Annotated in this window: 4 protein-coding genes and 6 rRNA genes; all 10 read right to left on the reverse strand. The window is 60.9% G+C overall.

Translation table 11 applies throughout. The features are described 5' to 3' along the window. Positions 1–17: 17 nt before the first annotated feature. The 10 genes from rrf (ACTIMO_RS14620) to ACTIMO_RS14665 all read right to left on the reverse strand — a co-directional run bounded on the left by rrf (ACTIMO_RS14620) (position 18) and on the right by ACTIMO_RS14665 (position 22,590). Positions 18–134: ribosomal RNA gene (rrf, locus tag ACTIMO_RS14620) — 5S ribosomal RNA — on the reverse strand. A gap of 270 nt (positions 135–404) precedes the next feature. Beyond that, a 23S ribosomal RNA gene (locus ACTIMO_RS14625) occupies positions 405–3,560 on the reverse strand. 557 nt (positions 3,561–4,117) lie between these two features. Further along, positions 4,118–5,652, reverse strand: a 16S ribosomal RNA gene (locus ACTIMO_RS14630). The 16S, 23S and 5S rRNA genes sit together here, the layout of an rRNA operon. 1,052 nt (positions 5,653–6,704) lie before the next feature. Continuing rightward, entirely contained in the window at positions 6,705–6,995 is a 291-nt protein-coding gene (locus tag ACTIMO_RS14635; protein WP_448182865.1) for a hypothetical protein, read from the reverse strand. A 1,870-nt stretch (positions 6,996–8,865) separates the two neighbouring features. Continuing rightward, positions 8,866–8,982: ribosomal RNA gene (gene rrf, locus ACTIMO_RS14640) — 5S ribosomal RNA — on the reverse strand. 270 nt (positions 8,983–9,252) lie between these two features. Then, positions 9,253–12,408: ribosomal RNA gene (locus ACTIMO_RS14645) — 23S ribosomal RNA — on the reverse strand. Between the two features lie 557 nt (positions 12,409–12,965). Continuing rightward, a 16S ribosomal RNA gene (locus tag ACTIMO_RS14650) occupies positions 12,966–14,500 on the reverse strand. A 463-nt stretch (positions 14,501–14,963) separates the two neighbouring features. Beyond that, positions 14,964–18,785 carry a 1,4-alpha-glucan branching protein GlgB gene (gene glgB / locus ACTIMO_RS14655; RefSeq protein WP_448182866.1) on the reverse strand — a complete coding sequence of 1,274 codons (3,822 nt, stop codon included), beginning with the start codon at positions 18,783–18,785 and terminating at the stop codon, positions 14,964–14,966. Next, entirely contained in the window at positions 18,782–20,551 is a 1,770-nt protein-coding gene (gene treS / locus ACTIMO_RS14660) for a maltose alpha-D-glucosyltransferase (protein ID WP_055765119.1), read from the reverse strand. Before treS ends, glgB begins: the two co-directional genes overlap by 4 nt. Continuing rightward, positions 20,551–22,590 (reverse strand): alpha-1,4-glucan--maltose-1-phosphate maltosyltransferase, encoded by a 2,040-nt coding sequence (locus ACTIMO_RS14665; RefSeq protein WP_448182867.1) that lies wholly within the window; start codon positions 22,588–22,590, stop codon positions 20,551–20,553. Before ACTIMO_RS14665 ends, treS begins: the two co-directional genes overlap by 1 nt. Positions 22,591–22,653 lie beyond the last annotated feature (63 nt).

A 22,653-nucleotide genomic window follows, 5' to 3' on the forward strand; every position in this document is an offset into this window, starting at 1 on the left:
TCAGCCTGTGAAGTGTTGTCCGGCGGTGTCCTACTCTCCCACACTCTCTCGGGTGCAGTACCATCGGCGCTGTGGGTCTTAGCTTCCGGGTTCGGAATGGGACCGGGCGTTTCCCCCACGCTATGACCGCCGTAACTTTGTTTACCGTGTCCGTCCAGTGTCCTGCCCGGGGTCCGTGTCACCCCTTGGTGCCCGTTAGGGGTGTGGGGTGGGGTGGTCCGGGTGGTGTTGGTGGTGGTAAGTCTGTGGTTACAACTGTGACAACTGTGCTGTATGGAGTTGTGGTGGTGGTTCCTGTTGTTGGTTGGGAACCGCATAGTGGACGCGTAGCATGTTTGATCTTCACTCACCCCTTGTGGTCATCCTGTGATCATTGCTGGTCACGGGGTGGGGGGGGTGGGTGTGTGGTGTAAGTTATCGGCTTATTAGTACCGGTCAGCTTCACAGGTCTGTAGTCCCTGCTTCCACATCCGGCCTATCAACCCAGTGGTCTGGCTGGGGGCCTCTCACACTCTAGGTGTATGGAAATCTCATCTTGAAGCAGGCTTCCCGCTTAGATGCTTTCAGCGGTTATCCCATCCGAACGTAGCTAATCAGCGGTGCACTTGGCAGTACAACTGACACACCAGAGGTTCGTCCGTCCCGGTCCTCTCGTACTAAGGACAGCCCTTCTCAAATTTCCTGCGCGCGCAGCGGATAGGGACCGAACTGTCTCACGACGTTCTAAACCCAGCTCGCGTACCGCTTTAATGGGCGAACAGCCCAACCCTTGGGACCTACTCCAGCCCCAGGATGCGACGAGCCGACATCGAGGTGCCAAACCATGCCGTCGATATGGACTCTTGGGCAAGATCAGCCTGTTATCCCCGAGGTACCTTTTATCCGTTGAGCGACGGCCATTCCACAATGTGCCGCCGGATCACTAGTCCCGACTTTCGTCCCTGCTCGAGATGTCTCTCTCACAGTCAAGCTCCCTTGTGCACTTACACTCGCCACCTGATTGCCAACCAGGCTGAGGGAACCTTTGGGCGCCTCCGTTACTTTTTAGGAGGCAACCGCCCCAGTTAAACTACCCATCAGGCACTGTCCCTGACCCGGATTACGGGCCGAAGTTAGATATCCAGAGTGACCAGAGTGGTATTTCAACGATGACTCCACGTGAACTGGCGTCCACGCTTCACAGTCTCCCACCTATCCTACACAAGCCACACCGAACACCAATACCAAACTATAGTGAAGGTCTCGGGGTCTTTCCGTCCTGCTGCGCGTAACGAGCATCTTTACTCGTACTGCAATTTCGCCGAGTTTATGGTTGAGACAGCGGGGAAGTCGTTACTCCATTCGTGCAGGTCGGAACTTACCCGACAAGGAATTTCGCTACCTTAGGATGGTTATAGTTACCACCGCCGTTTACTGGGGCTTAAATTCCCAGCTTCGTCCCACGCAAGCGTGAAACTAACCGGTCCTCTTAACCTTCCAGCACCGGGCAGGAGTCAGTCCGTATACATCGTCTTGCGACTTCGCACGGACCTGTGTTTTTAGTAAACAGTCGCTTCCCCCTGGTCTCTGCGGCCCTGATCCGCTCCGGTGAGCTAGTCACCATCACAGTTGGGGCCCCCCTTCTCCCGAAGTTACGGGGGCATTTTGCCGAGTTCCTTAACCATAATTCTCTCGATCGCCTTAGTATTCTCTACCTGATCACCTGTGTCGGTTTGGGGTACGGGCGGCTAGAACCTCGCGCCGATGCTTTTCTAGGCAGCATAGGATCACCGAATTCCCCCATACGGGGGTCCCATCAGATCTCAAGCACGGTATCTAAACCAGAACCACGGATTTGCCTATGGTTCGCCCTACATCCTTAGACCGGGACTACCATCGCCCGGCTCGGCTACCTTCCTGCGTCACACCTGTTAATACGCTTACCTCCCGAGATCAGGTCCCGCGATCCACAAAAAACCACGTCACCACAAGGGTGGGCGGTCATGCTTCTGGCGGTTAGTATCCCTCGATCAGTATTGGCGGTTCTTCGCCGGTACGGGAATATCAACCCGTTGTCCATCGACTACGCCTGTCGGCCTCGCCTTAGGTCCCGACTTACCCAGGGCAGATTAGCTTGACCCTGGAACCCTTGATCATTCGGCGGACGGGTTTCTCACCCGTCTTTCGCTACTCATGCCTGCATTCTCACTCGTGTAGGCTCCACCGCTGGTTTACACCGCGACTTCACTGCCCACACGACGCTCCCCTACCCATCCACACCCTTGAACCAAGAGAACAAGTCTCCGGCTTGGGATATATGTGAATGCCACAACTTCGGCGGTGTACTTGAGCCCCGCTACATTGTCGGCGCGGAATCACTTGACCAGTGAGCTATTACGCACTCTTTCAAGGGTGGCTGCTTCTAAGCCAACCTCCTGGTTGTCTGGGCAACTCCACATCCTTTCCCACTTAGCACACGCTTAGGGGCCTTAGTTGGTGGTCTGGGCTGTTTCCCTCTCGACTATGAAGCTTATCCCCCACAGTCTCACTGCTGCGCTCTCACTTACCGGCATTCGGAGTTTGGCTGACGTCAGTAACCTTGTAGGGCCCATTAGCCATCCAGTAGCTCTACCTCCGATAAGAAACACGCAACGCTGCACCTAAATGCATTTCGGGGAGAACCAGCTATCACGAAGTTTGATTGGCCTTTCACCCCTACCCACAGCTCATCCCCTCCATTTTCAACTGAAGTGGGTTCGGTCCTCCACGACGTCTTACCGTCGCTTCAACCTGGCCATGGGTAGATCACTTCGCTTCGGGTCTAGATCACGCCACTCTGGTCGCCCTATTCAGACTCGCTTTCGCTACGGCTTCCCCACACGGGTTAACCTCGCGACGTAACACTAACTCGCAGGCTCATTCTTCAAAAGGCACGCCGTCACAGAAACAAGTCTGCTCCGACGGTTTGTAGGCACACGGTTTCAGGTACTATTTCACTCCCCTCCCGGGGTACTTTTCACCTTTCCCTCACGGTACTGGTCCGCTATCGGTCATCAGGGAGTATTTAGGCTTACCAGGTGGTCCTGGCAGATTCGCACGGGATTTCTCGGGCCCCGTGCTACTTGGGATCCTCTCCAAACGGCATCACGCATTACGGTTACGGGACTAACACCCTCTCCGGCCGGGCTTTCAAACCCGTTCACCTATACGCATGCACTCATTTCACCAGTCCGGCAGAACTGGAACGGAAAGTCCCACAACCCCAGTGATGCAACGCCCGCCGGCTATCACACACCACTGGTTTAGCCTGTTCCGCGTTCGCTCGCCACTACTAACGGAATCACTATTGTTTTCTCTTCCTGTGGGTACTGAGATGTTTCACTTCCCCACGTTCCCTCCACGTACCCTATGTGTTCAGATACGGGTCACCCGGTCACTCGCGCGCCGGGCGGGGTTTCCCCATTCGGACATCCTGGGATCAAAGTTCGGTTATCAACTCCCCCAGGCTTATCGCAGATTCCCACGTCCTTCTTCGGCTCCTGATGCCAAGGCATCCACCGTGTGCCCTTAAAAACTTGACCACTAAGATCAAAAACATATCGAGAAAACCAGGCCCGAACACACACGCACCCTCCCCCAAAAGGAAAGACCACGCATCCACTCGAAACCAGATTTATCTTAGAAATTGCTTCTTTTTAAGATGCTCGCGTCCACTATGCAGTTCTCAACCAACAACCCCAACACACCCCCAGCAACCAGCCACCCACACACACCGAAGCGCATACAGACAACCACCACCAAGGCCACGCCCACCAAAGGACACAACACCACGACAGATAAGAGCCCTGTTATCTCAGGACCCAACAGTGTGCCAAACGATCAACCCGATACCACCCACCAACCTGAGCTTTCCACAACCAGAACACCCACGAACCCACCCCGAAGCCGAAACCCCAGAACAAGACCATGAACGAACCAATCCGTACTCACCAGCTAAGCAGGCACCACCAGGCACCTATCCGTTGATATTCCACCCATGAGCACCCACCGCGGAACAAACGCCCGCGCTATGGGCTGACTCCTGCGAACACCACCCCCACCACACAGGACGAGGACGGACATTCGAGGCGCTCCTTAGAAAGGAGGTGATCCAGCCGCACCTTCCGGTACGGCTACCTTGTTACGACTTAGTCCCAATCGCCGGTCCCACCTTCGACGGCTCCCTCCCACAAGGGGTTAGGCCACCGGCTTCGGGTGTTACCAACTTTCGTGACTTGACGGGCGGTGTGTACAAGGCCCGGGAACGTATTCACCGCAGCGTTGCTGATCTGCGATTACTAGCGACTCCAACTTCATGAGGTCGAGTTGCAGACCTCAATCCGAACTGAGACCGGCTTTTTGGGATTAGCTCCACCTCACAGTATCGCAACCCTTTGTACCGGCCATTGTAGCATGCGTGAAGCCCAAGACATAAGGGGCATGATGATTTGACGTCGTCCCCACCTTCCTCCGAGTTGACCCCGGCAGTCTCCCATGAGTCCCCGGCATAACCCGCTGGCAACATGGAACGAGGGTTGCGCTCGTTGCGGGACTTAACCCAACATCTCACGACACGAGCTGACGACAACCATGCACCACCTGTAAACCGGCCACAAGTGGCTGACACATCTCTGCATCATTCCGGTTCATGTCAAGCCTTGGTAAGGTTCTTCGCGTTGCATCGAATTAATCCGCATGCTCCGCCGCTTGTGCGGGCCCCCGTCAATTCCTTTGAGTTTTAGCCTTGCGGCCGTACTCCCCAGGCGGGGCACTTAATGCGTTAGCTACGGCGCGGAAAACGTGGAATGTCCCCCACACCTAGTGCCCAACGTTTACGGCATGGACTACCAGGGTATCTAATCCTGTTCGCTCCCCATGCTTTCGCTCCTCAGCGTCAGTTACAGCCCAGAGACCTGCCTTCGCCATCGGTGTTCCTCCTGATATCTGCGCATTTCACCGCTACACCAGGAATTCCAGTCTCCCCTACTGCACTCTAGTCTGCCCGTACCCACCGCAGATCCGGAGTTAAGCCCCGGACTTTCACGGCATACGCGACAAACCGCCTACGAGCTCTTTACGCCCAATAATTCCGGATAACGCTTCCGCCCTACGTATTACCGCGGCTGCTGGCACGTAGTTAGCCGGCGCTTCTTCTGCAGGTACCGTCACCAACCCCGAAAGGCCAGCTTCTTCCCTACTGAAAGAGGTTTACAACCCGAAGGCCTTCATCCCTCACGCGGCGTCGCTGCATCAGGCTTGCGCCCATTGTGCAATATTCCCCACTGCTGCCTCCCGTAGGAGTCTGGGCCGTGTCTCAGTCCCAGTGTGGCCGGTCACCCTCTCAGGCCGGCTACCCGTCGTCGCCTTGGTAGGCCATTACCCCACCAACAAGCTGATAGGCCGCGAGTCCATCCAAAACCACAAAAGCTTTCCACCAACATGGCATGCGCCAGAAGGTCGTATCCAGTATTAGACCCGGTTTCCCAGGCTTATCCCAGAGTCAAGGGCAGGTTACTCACGTGTTACTCACCCGTTCGCCACTAATCCCCCCACAAGTGAGGTTCATCGTTCGACTTGCATGTGTTAAGCACGCCGCCAGCGTTCATCCTGAGCCAGGATCAAACTCTCCGTAAATGATTCACAGACACAACACGGAACCCCGGGAAAACGAGGAACCACGCTGCACAAAATTCGAAACCAGCCAAAAAAACCAGCCACCACACACAAAATGCGCGACAACCAGCAAATTCAACCAATCAAAAAACAATCGGTATCAACAAACTTGGCACACTATTGAGTTCTCAAACAACAGGAACGTACGATTACTTGCGAGATATACCGTTTCCGGCCTCTATCCGCTTTCCTTCGCCGTTGTGTTCACAGCTTATTTCATTCTCTTTTCCCTTGTCAAATCCTTCGCTTTGGCTTATTGCCTGCAAATACGGATATGACTTGGCAATCCCATGACAAATAGTGATCGAATTCGTTCTCCATTTGGAGCGCGCGAACCGACCGCACATTTTGTAGGGGTTGGTTGCCCTCACCGGGGCAACTCATGAAACATTACACGCCGTCCGGCAGTCGAGCAAACCGGGTTGGGGTTAGCTGCATCACGGACTCAAGGACTCAAGGGCTCCCTCGGCCAGGGGTGCCCGATGACCAGCCACCAGGAGTGGGCAGTGGAGTGCCTTCGTCCCACTGATCGCTAGCGGACGCGATCCCAGCTGGCTCCGGCTTGAGACCACGACCGAGACTTCTGCGCCTTTTGTCGAGGTTCAGCCCCCACGAGTCAGGCTCTGAGAGCGTATGCGATCGATCCTGTGTGACGACTAACCACTCTTGGTCCAGGGGCACGTTGTCCCGTCATCATCTTCGGAGATGATGCGCGATACCGCAGACCCCGTCGTTCCGCCGACATCAGGTGTGGGCGCCGGCTGCGCAAGGGGCGCCTATCCGGAGGCAGAGGCGAGTGTTCACCTGCCTCCGTTGTCGCAGCGGAGCAGCACTGTGGCCGCAGCTCGGATCGCCAAGGGCGCGTCGAGGGCACCACGGAGCGCTGCGTCGACGTGCGTCGGATGGTGCGGCACGATCGCTTGCGCGCCATCGTTGCCCGAGCATCCGCATCAGTCTCGACCTCTTGGGAGATCGCAGGACGAAGAACTGCCGGGCTCCGTACTGGAGGGTTGTCAGAGCTGAGTCAGGTCTCGTCCGATGTGCCGCAGATGTGCCCACTCCTCCTCCTCCTCCTCCTCCTCGTTTTGGATGACCCGAAGACGATCGCCGGCTGTCGGGATCCACGAATCGTTACCCTGCGGGTTGCTCAGCTCCTCGTCGAGCACCTCGGCAGTAGCTGGCGCAAGGAACTCCATGATCTGTCGTTGTCGATCAGCTCTAACATCGGGCACCTCCTCGTAGGTCGGCTCCCCGTCGCCAAGGGTCGACATGTCGAGACCTGATTCCTCCGCTTCCGCGAACATCAGTCCGATCTCGCGAGATGGTTGATCGACGCCGAGGACGCTCTTACGAAGCCCAGGCATCGCTGGCCAGGATCAGATGACGCACTGTCTCGGCGAGTGACCATTCATCCTGCACATGCGCGTCGACCCTGCACTGCGGCGTATCGGTCATCATCACTCGCCCAGGAGGTATGGCTGCACCAGCCGTCCTGCAACCCTCCAGGCCTCCGAGCCTTCTGGAGTTCACGCTCGAGGAACTTCTACTTCAGATCTGGGGCGGCCAACGGCGCGACGTCGACCTAACTCGCCATGAGTCGTTTGTAGAACAGGTCACGGCTGTCGATGGCGAGCCCGTCGAGGTCGACTCCCAGCACGAGCATGCTTCTCACGTCCGAGAAGCGAAGCCTAGCGCCCCTGAAACCCACATCCACGCGTTCTGAGCCTTCAAATTGCGCCATGGCGTCGTGGGGTCGTCGTCACCCCAGGATGCGCGCTGGTTGTTCGATCTCGAGCTGACCCTTGACGATGGTCCTCGCCGTCCACACCCCCGAATCTGCATCACGCTACGAGGGAAAGCAGATGATGTTGCGGTGGCATTGCAGGCAATCGAACGCCACATTCGCCCTCGCCCCGCGGCGAGGGCGTACGGGCCTATGCCCGGGGCCTTCCTGGCAACAGGACATGAGGAAGAGCTCGCAACGTTGAGGACTGTCGTCCGGGCTCCTCGTGGATGCTGCCATGTCCGACGGCCTACCTTTGAGCGTGGACGGTGAGCGCCAACGCAGTGTGTGGATTCTGAGCGGCGCTCGATCGGCTTGCGGGCCGGCTGTGCGCCTGGTGACGTCGTCTGTCGACTTCTGCCCACGTCTCCCAGGATCAGGACGCTGCGACGGGGCTCGATGCTGACGATAGCCGGCTGTGCCGGCTGCGCAAGCCAAAGGTCGACTGTTCCTCCCAAGCGTTGGCGTCATCAGTGTCTTGCCGCCTTCGACGGCTGGACGTGGACAGGTTGCAGCTCGGCGGCGACGAACACGGACTGGAGGGTAGTACCGGTACTGCGGGTAGGCGCAAGGTCTAGAGCATGGCTGTGCCTCGGTGCCGGCCGGGGCTTGCCGGCATCAATGAGCGCTAGGTACCTCTGGAGCTCCGCTGAACAGTGAGCAGTCCGCGCAGTTGGAGTCTGCCCACACGCTGGCCGAGCGGTGGTGACCTGTGGTGACACCGCGCCTGACCGCACTCCTGCCCGAGCTGTGAGCCGCCGCCTGCCCGCCTACGCTCACGACAAATCCCCGGCTCGAGCGAGCAGCGGCTGGGCACCAGCAGCGAGTCGACCGGGTGCTTCGCCTACCGCCGCCTGGTGACCTCGAACCGCATCTCCCGACGGGGAACGGGCCGGCTGGTCGGGACTGGGGCGGCCTCCTATGGATCGTCGGTCCACTCCTGTTTCGACGCTGTCGGCCTCCTGCCGGTTGGTCGGGTCTGGGTCGGCACCCTGCGGATCGTCAGTGCTGTCACTCGACGGGCGAGCGGTGGGGCCGGCAGGCGGCCGGGCGGGTAGTGGTGGTGTCGTCGTGCGTCAGGGCATGGCCGCGCCGGGGCGATCGGTTGCGCCTGTGCCCCGGGCGATCGGTTGCGCCTGTGCCCGGGGCGATCGGTTGCGCCTGTGCCCGGGGCGATCGGTTGCGCCTGTGCCCGGGGCGATCGGTTGCGCCTGTGCCCGGGTCGGCCGGCCAGGCTGGCTGGCTGTGGGCCTTCGAACCTGGCCTGGCCTCGGTGCTGAGTGTTCGAATTCGCCCGGGGGTGTTTGCCGTGGGGGTGCTTGCTGTGGGGGTGGGGTTAATGGGGTGAGGCCCCGCACCTGGTGGTGTGGGGCCTCAGCCTGTGAAGTGTTGTCCGGCGGTGTCCTACTCTCCCACACTCTCTCGGGTGCAGTACCATCGGCGCTGTGGGTCTTAGCTTCCGGGTTCGGAATGGGACCGGGCGTTTCCCCCACGCTATGACCGCCGTAACTTTGTTTACCGTGTCCGTCCAGTGTCCTGCCCGGGGTCCGTGTCACCCCTTGGTGCCCGTTAGGGGTGTGGGGTGGGGTGGTCCGGGTGGTGTTGGTGGTGGTAAGTCTGTGGTTACAACTGTGACAACTGTGCTGTATGGAGTTGTGGTGGTGGTTCCTGTTGTTGGTTGGGAACCGCATAGTGGACGCGTAGCATGTTTGATCTTCACTCACCCCTTGTGGTCATCCTGTGATCATTGCTGGTCACGGGGTGGGGGGGGTGGGTGTGTGGTGTAAGTTATCGGCTTATTAGTACCGGTCAGCTTCACAGGTCTGTAGTCCCTGCTTCCACATCCGGCCTATCAACCCAGTGGTCTGGCTGGGGGCCTCTCACACTCTAGGTGTATGGAAATCTCATCTTGAAGCAGGCTTCCCGCTTAGATGCTTTCAGCGGTTATCCCATCCGAACGTAGCTAATCAGCGGTGCACTTGGCAGTACAACTGACACACCAGAGGTTCGTCCGTCCCGGTCCTCTCGTACTAAGGACAGCCCTTCTCAAATTTCCTGCGCGCGCAGCGGATAGGGACCGAACTGTCTCACGACGTTCTAAACCCAGCTCGCGTACCGCTTTAATGGGCGAACAGCCCAACCCTTGGGACCTACTCCAGCCCCAGGATGCGACGAGCCGACATCGAGGTGCCAAACCATGCCGTCGATATGGACTCTTGGGCAAGATCAGCCTGTTATCCCCGAGGTACCTTTTATCCGTTGAGCGACGGCCATTCCACAATGTGCCGCCGGATCACTAGTCCCGACTTTCGTCCCTGCTCGAGATGTCTCTCTCACAGTCAAGCTCCCTTGTGCACTTACACTCGCCACCTGATTGCCAACCAGGCTGAGGGAACCTTTGGGCGCCTCCGTTACTTTTTAGGAGGCAACCGCCCCAGTTAAACTACCCATCAGGCACTGTCCCTGACCCGGATTACGGGCCGAAGTTAGATATCCAGAGTGACCAGAGTGGTATTTCAACGATGACTCCACGTGAACTGGCGTCCACGCTTCACAGTCTCCCACCTATCCTACACAAGCCACACCGAACACCAATACCAAACTATAGTGAAGGTCTCGGGGTCTTTCCGTCCTGCTGCGCGTAACGAGCATCTTTACTCGTACTGCAATTTCGCCGAGTTTATGGTTGAGACAGCGGGGAAGTCGTTACTCCATTCGTGCAGGTCGGAACTTACCCGACAAGGAATTTCGCTACCTTAGGATGGTTATAGTTACCACCGCCGTTTACTGGGGCTTAAATTCCCAGCTTCGTCCCACGCAAGCGTGAAACTAACCGGTCCTCTTAACCTTCCAGCACCGGGCAGGAGTCAGTCCGTATACATCGTCTTGCGACTTCGCACGGACCTGTGTTTTTAGTAAACAGTCGCTTCCCCCTGGTCTCTGCGGCCCTGATCCGCTCCGGTGAGCTAGTCACCATCACAGTTGGGGCCCCCCTTCTCCCGAAGTTACGGGGGCATTTTGCCGAGTTCCTTAACCATAATTCTCTCGATCGCCTTAGTATTCTCTACCTGATCACCTGTGTCGGTTTGGGGTACGGGCGGCTAGAACCTCGCGCCGATGCTTTTCTAGGCAGCATAGGATCACCGAATTCCCCCATACGGGGGTCCCATCAGATCTCAAGCACGGTATCTAAACCAGAACCACGGATTTGCCTATGGTTCGCCCTACATCCTTAGACCGGGACTACCATCGCCCGGCTCGGCTACCTTCCTGCGTCACACCTGTTAATACGCTTACCTCCCGAGATCAGGTCCCGCGATCCACAAAAAACCACGTCACCACAAGGGTGGGCGGTCATGCTTCTGGCGGTTAGTATCCCTCGATCAGTATTGGCGGTTCTTCGCCGGTACGGGAATATCAACCCGTTGTCCATCGACTACGCCTGTCGGCCTCGCCTTAGGTCCCGACTTACCCAGGGCAGATTAGCTTGACCCTGGAACCCTTGATCATTCGGCGGACGGGTTTCTCACCCGTCTTTCGCTACTCATGCCTGCATTCTCACTCGTGTAGGCTCCACCGCTGGTTTACACCGCGACTTCACTGCCCACACGACGCTCCCCTACCCATCCACACCCTTGAACCAAGAGAACAAGTCTCCGGCTTGGGATATATGTGAATGCCACAACTTCGGCGGTGTACTTGAGCCCCGCTACATTGTCGGCGCGGAATCACTTGACCAGTGAGCTATTACGCACTCTTTCAAGGGTGGCTGCTTCTAAGCCAACCTCCTGGTTGTCTGGGCAACTCCACATCCTTTCCCACTTAGCACACGCTTAGGGGCCTTAGTTGGTGGTCTGGGCTGTTTCCCTCTCGACTATGAAGCTTATCCCCCACAGTCTCACTGCTGCGCTCTCACTTACCGGCATTCGGAGTTTGGCTGACGTCAGTAACCTTGTAGGGCCCATTAGCCATCCAGTAGCTCTACCTCCGATAAGAAACACGCAACGCTGCACCTAAATGCATTTCGGGGAGAACCAGCTATCACGAAGTTTGATTGGCCTTTCACCCCTACCCACAGCTCATCCCCTCCATTTTCAACTGAAGTGGGTTCGGTCCTCCACGACGTCTTACCGTCGCTTCAACCTGGCCATGGGTAGATCACTTCGCTTCGGGTCTAGATCACGCCACTCTGGTCGCCCTATTCAGACTCGCTTTCGCTACGGCTTCCCCACACGGGTTAACCTCGCGACGTAACACTAACTCGCAGGCTCATTCTTCAAAAGGCACGCCGTCACAGAAACAAGTCTGCTCCGACGGTTTGTAGGCACACGGTTTCAGGTACTATTTCACTCCCCTCCCGGGGTACTTTTCACCTTTCCCTCACGGTACTGGTCCGCTATCGGTCATCAGGGAGTATTTAGGCTTACCAGGTGGTCCTGGCAGATTCGCACGGGATTTCTCGGGCCCCGTGCTACTTGGGATCCTCTCCAAACGGCATCACGCATTACGGTTACGGGACTAACACCCTCTCCGGCCGGGCTTTCAAACCCGTTCACCTATACGCATGCACTCATTTCACCAGTCCGGCAGAACTGGAACGGAAAGTCCCACAACCCCAGTGATGCAACGCCCGCCGGCTATCACACACCACTGGTTTAGCCTGTTCCGCGTTCGCTCGCCACTACTAACGGAATCACTATTGTTTTCTCTTCCTGTGGGTACTGAGATGTTTCACTTCCCCACGTTCCCTCCACGTACCCTATGTGTTCAGATACGGGTCACCCGGTCACTCGCGCGCCGGGCGGGGTTTCCCCATTCGGACATCCTGGGATCAAAGTTCGGTTATCAACTCCCCCAGGCTTATCGCAGATTCCCACGTCCTTCTTCGGCTCCTGATGCCAAGGCATCCACCGTGTGCCCTTAAAAACTTGACCACTAAGATCAAAAACATATCGAGAAAACCAGGCCCGAACACACACGCACCCTCCCCCAAAAGGAAAGACCACGCATCCACTCGAAACCAGATTTATCTTAGAAATTGCTTCTTTTTAAGATGCTCGCGTCCACTATGCAGTTCTCAACCAACAACCCCAACACACCCCCAGCAACCAGCCACCCACACACACCGAAGCGCATACAGACAACCACCACCAAGGCCACGCCCACCAAAGGACACAACACCACGACAGATAAGAGCCCTGTTATCTCAGGACCCAACAGTGTGCCAAACGATCAACCCGATACCACCCACCAACCTGAGCTTTCCACAACCAGAACACCCACGAACCCACCCCGAAGCCGAAACCCCAGAACAAGACCATGAACGAACCAATCCGTACTCACCAGCTAAGCAGGCACCACCAGGCACCTATCCGTTGATATTCCACCCATGAGCACCCACCGCGGAACAAACGCCCGCGCTATGGGCTGACTCCTGCGAACACCACCCCCACCACACAGGACGAGGACGGACATTCGAGGCGCTCCTTAGAAAGGAGGTGATCCAGCCGCACCTTCCGGTACGGCTACCTTGTTACGACTTAGTCCCAATCGCCGGTCCCACCTTCGACGGCTCCCTCCCACAAGGGGTTAGGCCACCGGCTTCGGGTGTTACCAACTTTCGTGACTTGACGGGCGGTGTGTACAAGGCCCGGGAACGTATTCACCGCAGCGTTGCTGATCTGCGATTACTAGCGACTCCAACTTCATGAGGTCGAGTTGCAGACCTCAATCCGAACTGAGACCGGCTTTTTGGGATTAGCTCCACCTCACAGTATCGCAACCCTTTGTACCGGCCATTGTAGCATGCGTGAAGCCCAAGACATAAGGGGCATGATGATTTGACGTCGTCCCCACCTTCCTCCGAGTTGACCCCGGCAGTCTCCCATGAGTCCCCGGCATAACCCGCTGGCAACATGGAACGAGGGTTGCGCTCGTTGCGGGACTTAACCCAACATCTCACGACACGAGCTGACGACAACCATGCACCACCTGTAAACCGGCCACAAGTGGCTGACACATCTCTGCATCATTCCGGTTCATGTCAAGCCTTGGTAAGGTTCTTCGCGTTGCATCGAATTAATCCGCATGCTCCGCCGCTTGTGCGGGCCCCCGTCAATTCCTTTGAGTTTTAGCCTTGCGGCCGTACTCCCCAGGCGGGGCACTTAATGCGTTAGCTACGGCGCGGAAAACGTGGAATGTCCCCCACACCTAGTGCCCAACGTTTACGGCATGGACTACCAGGGTATCTAATCCTGTTCGCTCCCCATGCTTTCGCTCCTCAGCGTCAGTTACAGCCCAGAGACCTGCCTTCGCCATCGGTGTTCCTCCTGATATCTGCGCATTTCACCGCTACACCAGGAATTCCAGTCTCCCCTACTGCACTCTAGTCTGCCCGTACCCACCGCAGATCCGGAGTTAAGCCCCGGACTTTCACGGCAGACGCGACAAACCGCCTACGAGCTCTTTACGCCCAATAATTCCGGATAACGCTTGCGCCCTACGTATTACCGCGGCTGCTGGCACGTAGTTAGCCGGCGCTTCTTCTGCAGGTACCGTCACCAACCCCGAAAGGCCAGCTTCTTCCCTACTGAAAGAGGTTTACAACCCGAAGGCCTTCATCCCTCACGCGGCGTCGCTGCATCAGGCTTGCGCCCATTGTGCAATATTCCCCACTGCTGCCTCCCGTAGGAGTCTGGGCCGTGTCTCAGTCCCAGTGTGGCCGGTCACCCTCTCAGGCCGGCTACCCGTCGTCGCCTTGGTAGGCCATTACCCCACCAACAAGCTGATAGGCCGCGAGTCCATCCAAAACCACAAAAGCTTTCCACCAACATGGCATGCGCCAGAAGGTCGTATCCAGTATTAGACCCGGTTTCCCAGGCTTATCCCAGAGTCAAGGGCAGGTTACTCACGTGTTACTCACCCGTTCGCCACTAATCCCCCCACAAGTGAGGTTCATCGTTCGACTTGCATGTGTTAAGCACGCCGCCAGCGTTCATCCTGAGCCAGGATCAAACTCTCCGTAAATGATTCACAGACACAACACGGAACCCCGGGAAAACGAGGAACCACGCTGCACAAAATTCGAAACCAGCCAAAAAAACCAGCCACCACACACAAAATGCGCGACAACCAGCAAATTCAACCAATCAAAAAACAATCGGTATCAACAAACTTGGCACACTATTGAGTTCTCAAACAACAGGAGCTACCGGCACCAAACACAACCAAACCGCTGCATTATCGCTCCGAAGCAACTTTTCAAGCTTACCCACACCGGTTCCGTTTCTCCAAATCGGCCGATTCCCGTCTTCCCCGCGTCCCTGGTCCATTCCATGCGGAAAGAACGAGATCCTCGGTTCTGTGGTTGTCGGCCGACCAGATGACTTCATCAGCGCGGATATAAACACTAACACCGGATCGTCAGGAAGTACAACAGCGGCGGATCGTCTCCCTCGAGATGATCCGCCGCTACCCTGCCGAACCCCGGTTAGGCGGTGGCCGGCTTCAGGTACAGCACTCCGAGCGGCGGCACGCGGACGTCCCCGTACGCCGGCTGGCCGTTGTGGGCACCCTCGTGCGCGGTGACGGAGCCGTCGTTCCCGACGCCCGATCCGCCGAACTCCTCCGAGTCGGTGTTGAGGACCTCGGTCCACTCCCCCGCCCAGGGCAGCCCCACGCGGAACCCCTCGTGCGGACCCCCGGCGAAGTTCGCTACGCACACCAGCGGATTGCCCTGATGGTCCCAGCGGATGAAGGACAGGGTGTTGTGCTCGCCGTCGTTCTCGTCGATCCACTGGAAACCGGCCGGCTCGTTGTCGCGTGCGTACAGTGCCGGGGTGTCCTTGTAGACCGTGTTGAGCGATCGCACGAGTTCCTGGACACCCTTGTGGGACGGCGTCTCCGTCAGCCACCAGTCGAGGCTGTGGTGCTCGGCCCATTCGGCTTCCTGGGCGAACTCGGAGCCCATGAAGATCAGCTGCTTGCCGGGGTGCGCCCACTGGAAGGCGAGGTAGGCGCGCACATTGGCGAGCTGCTGCCAGCGGTCGCCCGGCATCTTGCGCAGGAGCGAGCCCTTGCCGTGCACCACCTCGTCGTGACTGATGGGCAGCATGAAGTTCTCGGTGTAGGCGTAGACCATCGAGAACGTGGCCTTGCCATGGTGGTGCACCCGATTGATCGGGTCCTCGGAGATGTACTGGAGGGTGTCGTGCATCCAGCCCATGTTCCACTTGATCCCGAAGCCGAGTCCGCCGCTGCTGGTGGGACGGGTGACCCCGTCGAACGCCGTCGACTCCTCGGCGACCATGACGATGCCGGGGGCCCGCTTGTAGGCCGTGGCGTTGACCTCCTGCAGGAAGGAGATGGCCTCGAGGTTCTCGCGGCCCCCGAACTTGTTCGGACGCCACTGCCCTTCCTCGCGGGAGTAGTCCAGGTAGAGCATGGAGGCGACCGCGTCCACGCGCAGACCGTCGATGTGGAACTCCTCGAGCCAGTAGAGGGCGTTGGCGACGAGGAAGTTGCGGACCTCGCGACGACCGAAGTCGAAGATCAGGGTCCCCCAGTCCTGGTGCTCTCCGAGGAACGGATCGCCGTGCTCGTAGAGGGTGCCGCCGTCGAACTTCGCGAGCGCCCACGCATCCTTCGGGAAGTGCGCCGGGACCCAGTCCATGATGACGCCGATACCGGCCTGGTGCAGCGCATCGATCAGGTACTTGAAGTCGTCGGGCGAGCCGAAGCGCGAGGTCGGGGCGAAGTAGGAGGTGACCTGATAGCCCCAGGAACCGCCGAAGGGGTGCTCCGCCACCGGCATGAGCTCCACGTGCGTGAAGCCCTGCCAGGTCACGTACTCCACCAGCTGCTTCGCGAGCTCGCGGTAGCTCAGGCCCTGGCGCCAGGACCCGAGGTGCACCTCGTAGACGCTCATCGGGCCGTTGTGGGGATCGTTCGCCGCACGGGCCGTCATCCACTCGTCGTCGCCGAAGCTGTAGGTCGACTCGACCACCTTGGACCCGGTGAGCGGCGGGATCTCGGTGCCGCGCGCCATGGGGTCCGCCTTCTCGCGCCACTGCCCGTCGCTGCCGAGGATGTGGAACTTGTAGCAGGTACCCGCACCGGCCCCGGGGATGAAGATCTCCCAGATCCCCGAACTCCCGAGGGCGCGCATGGCGTTGACGCTGCCGTCCCAACCGTTGAAATCACCCATCACCTGCACCGATCGGGCATTCGGCGCCCAGACGGCGAACGACACGCCCTCGATGTCGCCCAGCACCGACGAGTAGTGGCGGACATGGGCGCCGAGCGCAGTCCACAGCGTCTCGTGGCGGCCTTCGCCGATGAGGTGCATGTCGATCTCGCCCAGGGTGGGCAGGAAACGGTAGGGGTCGTCGACCATGACCGGCTCGCCCTCGTAGGTGACCTCGAGCCGGTAGTCCGGCACGTGGCCCGGGTTCTCCGCGGGCAGGGCGCCGACCCAGATGCCGTTGTGCTCATGGGTCAGTTCCGTGCGCCCCGTGCCGGTGACGACGACGACGGAGCGGGCGAGACGCCGCAGTGTCCGGATGGTGACGACGCCGTCCTCGCTGAGGTGCGCGCCGAGGACGGCGTGAGGCTGGTGGTGGACACCCTCCGACACCTGCTGGAGGGTGGCGGTATCGACACCCACGGGCTCGACGACCGCCGGTGGAGCGCCGGCGGCAGGCGAGGATGGCGTGGATGGCGTGTTGCCGGACTCCTTCGCCTTCTCGGCGATACCCGCCGTCGCATCTTTGGCCTTGTCCGCGACGGCCTTCGCGGTGCCGGCGACGGCCTCCGCGGCCTTGGCGGCCTTCGCGGCCAGGTTCTTGCCACCGGCGCCCTTCTCGGGGCCTGTCTTCTTCGAGGATTTCATGTCAGCTGCTTTCGTAGCGTCCGCGCCGGGCTGTGCACCCAGGGCGCGTCGGACGTCGCGGACGGGCATCTCGACCCAGTCCGGCCTGTTGCGGATTTCGTAGACCACTTCGTAGAGGGCCTTGTCGAGCCAGAGTGCTCGGAACAGGGGGCCGTCGGTCTCGACGGGCGCACCGCTCTCCAGCGCATACCCCTCGAGGAAGGCGTGCCGTGCGGCGTCGGACCACTGCTCGGTCTCGAGCGCTTCGGGGGACCCGACGGGGGCCGCCCCGCGGGAGGCGGCCGCGTACTCGAGTGAGCGCACCATGCCGACGACGTCGCGGATCGGCACGTCGGGGACGCTCCGCTCGGCGGTCGGCCGCAGGGGCTCACCCTCGAAGTCGATCACGAGCCACGTGCCGTCCGGAGCCTGGAGCACCTGGCCGAGGTGGAGATCGGCGTGGATGCGCTGGAGGGGCGGGATGTCCGAGAGGTTCCGGACGTCGCGGATGACGGCGTCGACCTCGGCAGCCAGCGGTCCGACGGCGTCGCCCGCCTCGTCCCAGGCCCAGCGGATCCGCTGCACGAGGGCGTCCTTGAACTCCTGCTCCTCGGTGGGGGTGGCGGTGCGGCTGCCGAAGGCGCTGTCGAGCTGGCGGTGGATGCGGGCGACGGCCTGGCCCAGGCCGCGCGCCTCCGCCGAGAAGTCGGCGGCCTCGGCCGCCGCGAGCGAGGCGGTCCGCCAGGCGTCGGTGCTGCCCTCCACGAAGTCCCGGAGGACGCTGACGTGACCCGTGACGTGGCGGCCGGGCTCGCCGTGCGCCTCCTGCCACGTCCCCGTGACCCACCCGAAGGTGTCCGGGGTGTCGGTGGATCCGCCGGCGGTGAGCTGTGCGCTGATCTGCACATCCGGGCTCTCGCCGGCGGCCAGGACCCGGAAGAACTTGACGATCATGGAGCCGGCGCCGGAGCCGTAGACCACCGACGTGTTGGACTGCTCACCCTGGAGCACCTTCACCGGCTGGGCGACCCCGGGTTCCTGGTGCTCGGGCGCCTTGACGACGACGCCGTCGAGGCGCCCGTCGGGCGTCGAGCGCGAGGCCAGGATGAAGTCGACCCAGAGCCGGACGAAGCCCGCGTCGTGGGTGGCGTCGTAGGCCCAGCGGGTCCCGAGGGCGGGGTGCTCCACCTGGCCGATGAGCCCGGCGGCGGCATCGTCCAGCGGCGTGGCGCGGTAGCTGATCGGCACGCTGACGACGTCGGTGCGGGGGCCGGACTCGACTGCGAGGAAGTGCACCTCGAACCCGGCGTCGCCGGACGGGTCCTCCAGCACGGTACCGCCGACGACGGTCACCTCGACGGACCGCCCCTTTGCGGGGAACCACCGCTGGGACGGGAGCCACTCGGTCAGGATCTCCGGGATGAAGGGGGTGTGCGTCGTCATGAGCGGATGGCCTCCGGGAGGGGGATGACAGGCATCGCCTGCGTGTGCGGCGAGGAGGTGTTGGAGTGTGCCGACCGGACACGCAGCCAGAAGAAGTCGTGGCTGCCGAGCGTCAGGGTGATCTCCCCGTCCTCGGCGAAGGCCGGGAAGATCGCTCCGCCGAAGAGATCGCGCAGGCCGCGGCCGGCGAACTCGGGCAGGCGCATCCGGGCAGCGACCGGGTGCTGCGACAGGTTGAAGATGCAGAGCACGGCTTCTGCGGGCTCACCCTCCGCGTTCGGCTCCTCGACCTCGCGGAGGAAGGCGAGCACGTTCTCCGACTCAACGGGCACGTTGCGGTACCCGCCGAGGCCGAAGGCGGGGTGGGCCTTCCTGACGGCGAGCATCTGCCGGACCCAATGGAGCAGCGAACTGGATGTGGCCATCTGCGCTTCGACGTTCACGTGGTTGTAGTGGTAGACGAGGGACTGCACCACGGGAAGGTAGAGCTTTCCGGGGTCCACCGGGGAGAAACCGGCGTTGCGGTCCGGGTTCCACTGCATCGGTGTGCGGGAGGCGTCCCGGTCCTCGAGCCAAATGTTGTCCCCCATGCCGATCTCGTCCCCGTAGTACAGGAACGGACTTCCCGGCAGCGAGAGGAGCAGCGAGTGGATGAGCTCGACCTCCGCCCGCGAGTTGTCCAGCAGCGGGGACAGCCGACGACGGATGCCCACATTCGCCCGCATGCGGGGGTCCGGCGCGTACCAGCCGAGCATCGCCTCGCGCTCCTCGTTGGTCACCATCTCGAGCGTCAGCTCGTCGTGGTTCCTGAGGAAGGTACCCCACTGGGCACCCGCCGGGATGTCCGGGGTGTCCCGCATCGTCTCGATGATGGGCGCTGCCTTCTGGTCGCGCAGGGCGTAGAAGAGCCTCGGCATGATCGGGAAGTGGAAGGACATGTGGCACTCGGGGCCGTCCTCGTCACCGAAGTACTCCACGACCTCGTCCGGCATCTGGTTCGCCTCCGCGATGATGACCCGGCCGGGGTAGTTCTCGTCGACCATGGCGCGGAGGCGCTTCAGGAACTCGTGTGTCTTCGGGAGGTTCTCGCAGTTGGTGCCCTCCTCCTCGAAGAGGTAGGGGATGGCATCCGCACGGAAGCCGTCGATGCCCTGGTCCAGCCAGAACTTGACGACGTCGAAGATGGCTTCCTGCACCTTGGGGTTCTCGAAGTTGAGGTCCGGCTGGTGGCTGAAGAAGCGGTGCCAGAAGAACTGGCGGCGCACGGGGTCGAACGTCCAGTTCGACTCCTCGGTGTCCACGAAGATGATGCGGGCGTCCTCGTACTTCTCGTCCGTGTCGCTCCAGACGTAGAAGTCGCCGTACGGGCCCTCGGGGTCGCTGCGCGATTCCTGGAACCAGTGGTGCTGGTCCGAGGTGTGGTTGACGGGCAGGTCGATGATGACGCGGACGCCGCGCGCGTGCGCCTCGGCGACGAGTCGCTTGAAGTCGCTGAGCGAACCGAACTCGTCGAGGACGTCGTAGTAGTCCGAGATGTCGTACCCGCCGTCCCGCAGCGGGGACTTGAAGAACGGGGGCAGCCAGAGGCAGTCGACGCCGAGCCACTGGAGGTAGTCCAGCTTCTCGATCAGGCCGGAGAGGTCACCGGAGCCGTCCCCGTTCGCGTCGGCGAACCCGCGGACCAGGACCTCGTAGAAGACCGCCTTGCGGTACCAGTGGGGGTCATGGGCCAGTCCCGGTGCGTTGAGCTGGAAGGGGTTGGGCACTAGCGCTGCCTCCTGATCGAGAGAATGTGTGCGGGCTCCACGTGCGCATCGAGGCGGACGTAGTTGTGCTCGCCCCAGGCGAAGGTCTGTCCCGTGATGAGGTCGTCCACCAGGAACGTGCCGTTCTCGTCGAGGTCCGCGGCGTCGAGCTCGAGCTTCGCGAGATCGAGCGACACGGTACTCTCCCGCGTGCTGTGGGGGTCCACGTTCACGACGACGACGATCGTGTCCTTGCCCTCCGCCGTGCGCTTGTGCTTGACGAACACGAGGGTGGCCGGGTCGGTGCTGCGGTGGATGCTGAGGTTCTCGAGGTCACCGAGCGCGGGGTGCGAGCGCCGGATGGCGTTCAGGCGCGTGATGAACGGTGCGAGCGAGCGACCCTCCGCCTCGGCGGCAGCGTAGTCACGGGGGCGGAACTGGAACTTCTCGTTGTCGATGTACTCCTCGGCGCCCGGGCGGGCCACGTGCTCGAACAGCTCGTACCCCGAGTACACCCCCCAGAGGGGGCTGGCCATCGATGCGAGCACGGCGCGGATCTTGAATCCGGCCGGTCCGCCGTACTGGAGGTACTCCGTGAGGATGTCCGGGGTGTTGACGAAGAAGTTGGGCCGGAAGTAGGCGGGCGAGACGTGGCTGATCTCGGTGAAGTACTCCTCGAGCTCCTCCTTGGTGTTGCGCCAGGTGAAGTAGGAGTAGGACTGCTGGAAGCCTGCCCGTCCCAGGGCATGCATCATCGCGGGGCGTGTGAAGGCCTCGGCGAGGAAGATGACGTCCGGGTGCTTCCTGTTCACCTTCGCGATCAGCCACTCCCAGAACTGGACGGGCTTGGTGTGGGGGTTGTCCACCCGGAAGATCTTCACGCCGTGCTCGATCCACATGAGCACGATCCGCAGCACCTCCTTCGACAGGCCCTTCGGGTCGTTGTCGAAGTTGATGGGATAGATATCCTGGTACTTCTTCGGGGGGTTCTCGGCGTAGGCGATGGACCCGTCCACCCGCGTGGTGAACCACTCGGGGTGGCTCTGCACCCAGGGGTGGTCGGGTGAGGCCTGCAGGGCCAGGTCGAGGGCGATCTCGAGGTCCAGTTCCCTGGCGCGTGCCACGAAGGCGTCGAAGTCCTCGAAGGTGCCGAGATCCGGGTGGATGGCGTCGTGGCCGCCCTCGGGGGACCCGATGGCCCAGGGCGAACCGGGATCGGCGGGACCGGCGGTGAGGGTGTTGTTCGGCCCCTTGCGGTGTGCGCGGCCGATCGGGTGGATCGGGGGCAGGTAGACGACGTCGAAGTTCATCGCGGCCACCGCGTCGAGGCGCCTGGTCGCGTCGCGGAACGTCCCGGACGTCCACTCGGCGGTCTCGGGGTCGTAGGTGGCGCCCTCCGACCGGGGGAAGAACTCGTACCAGGCGGCGCGGCCGGCGAGTTCCCGCTCCACGTTCAGGGGGTAGGGGGTGGAGGCGGTCACCAGGTCGCGGATGGGCCGGCGGGCGATCGCCTCGTGGATCTGTGGCGAGAGTCCGGCGGCCAGGCGCGCCTCGACTCCCTGCGTGGTGTCGGACAGTGCGTCGGCGGTCCGACGGAACAGTGCGGCATCCTTCGCCGGGCGGTCGGCCGCCGCGCGGGTGAAGAGGGCAGCACCCTCCGCCAGCATGAGTTCGACGTCGACACCGGCCGCGATCTTGATCGTCGCGTCGTGCTCCCAGGTACCGAAGAGGTCGGACCAGCCCTCGATCGTGAAGGTGTGCAGCCCCTTGGTGCGCGGGGTCAGGGTTCCGGCCCAGCGGTCGAGCCCCGCCCCGACGGGCGTCATGCGGACGCGCTGCACCTCCTTGCCACGGGGGTCGTGGAGGACGGCGGACACGCCCAGCTGGTCGTGTCCCTCCCTGAAGACCGTGGCACCCACGGAGACGTCCGACCCGGGGATGGCCTTCGCCGGGAAACGGCCGTCCTCGACGACCGGGCTGACCGCCGTGATGGGGATGCGGCCAAACCGCAGTCCCTCCGGATACTGGGCATTTCGGTTCTGCTCGCTAGTGGTCGTCACGGGTACGACGTTAGCGAGTAATGGCCCGAATTGCTAAGGGAGCTTGGCGTAACACGCGCGCCA

It is taken from the genome of Arthrobacter sp. CP30 (assembly GCF_053470025.1).

Bases quoted from the DNA above. Each gene is read 5' to 3' on its own strand.
- ACTIMO_RS14635 (WP_448182865.1), bottom strand. From the start codon at position 6,995: ATGTTCGCGGAAGCGGAGGAATCAGGTCTCGACATGTCGACCCTTGGC.
- glgB (WP_448182866.1), bottom strand. From the start codon at position 18,785: ATGACGACGCACACCCCCTTCATCCCGGAGATCCTGACCGAGTGGCTC.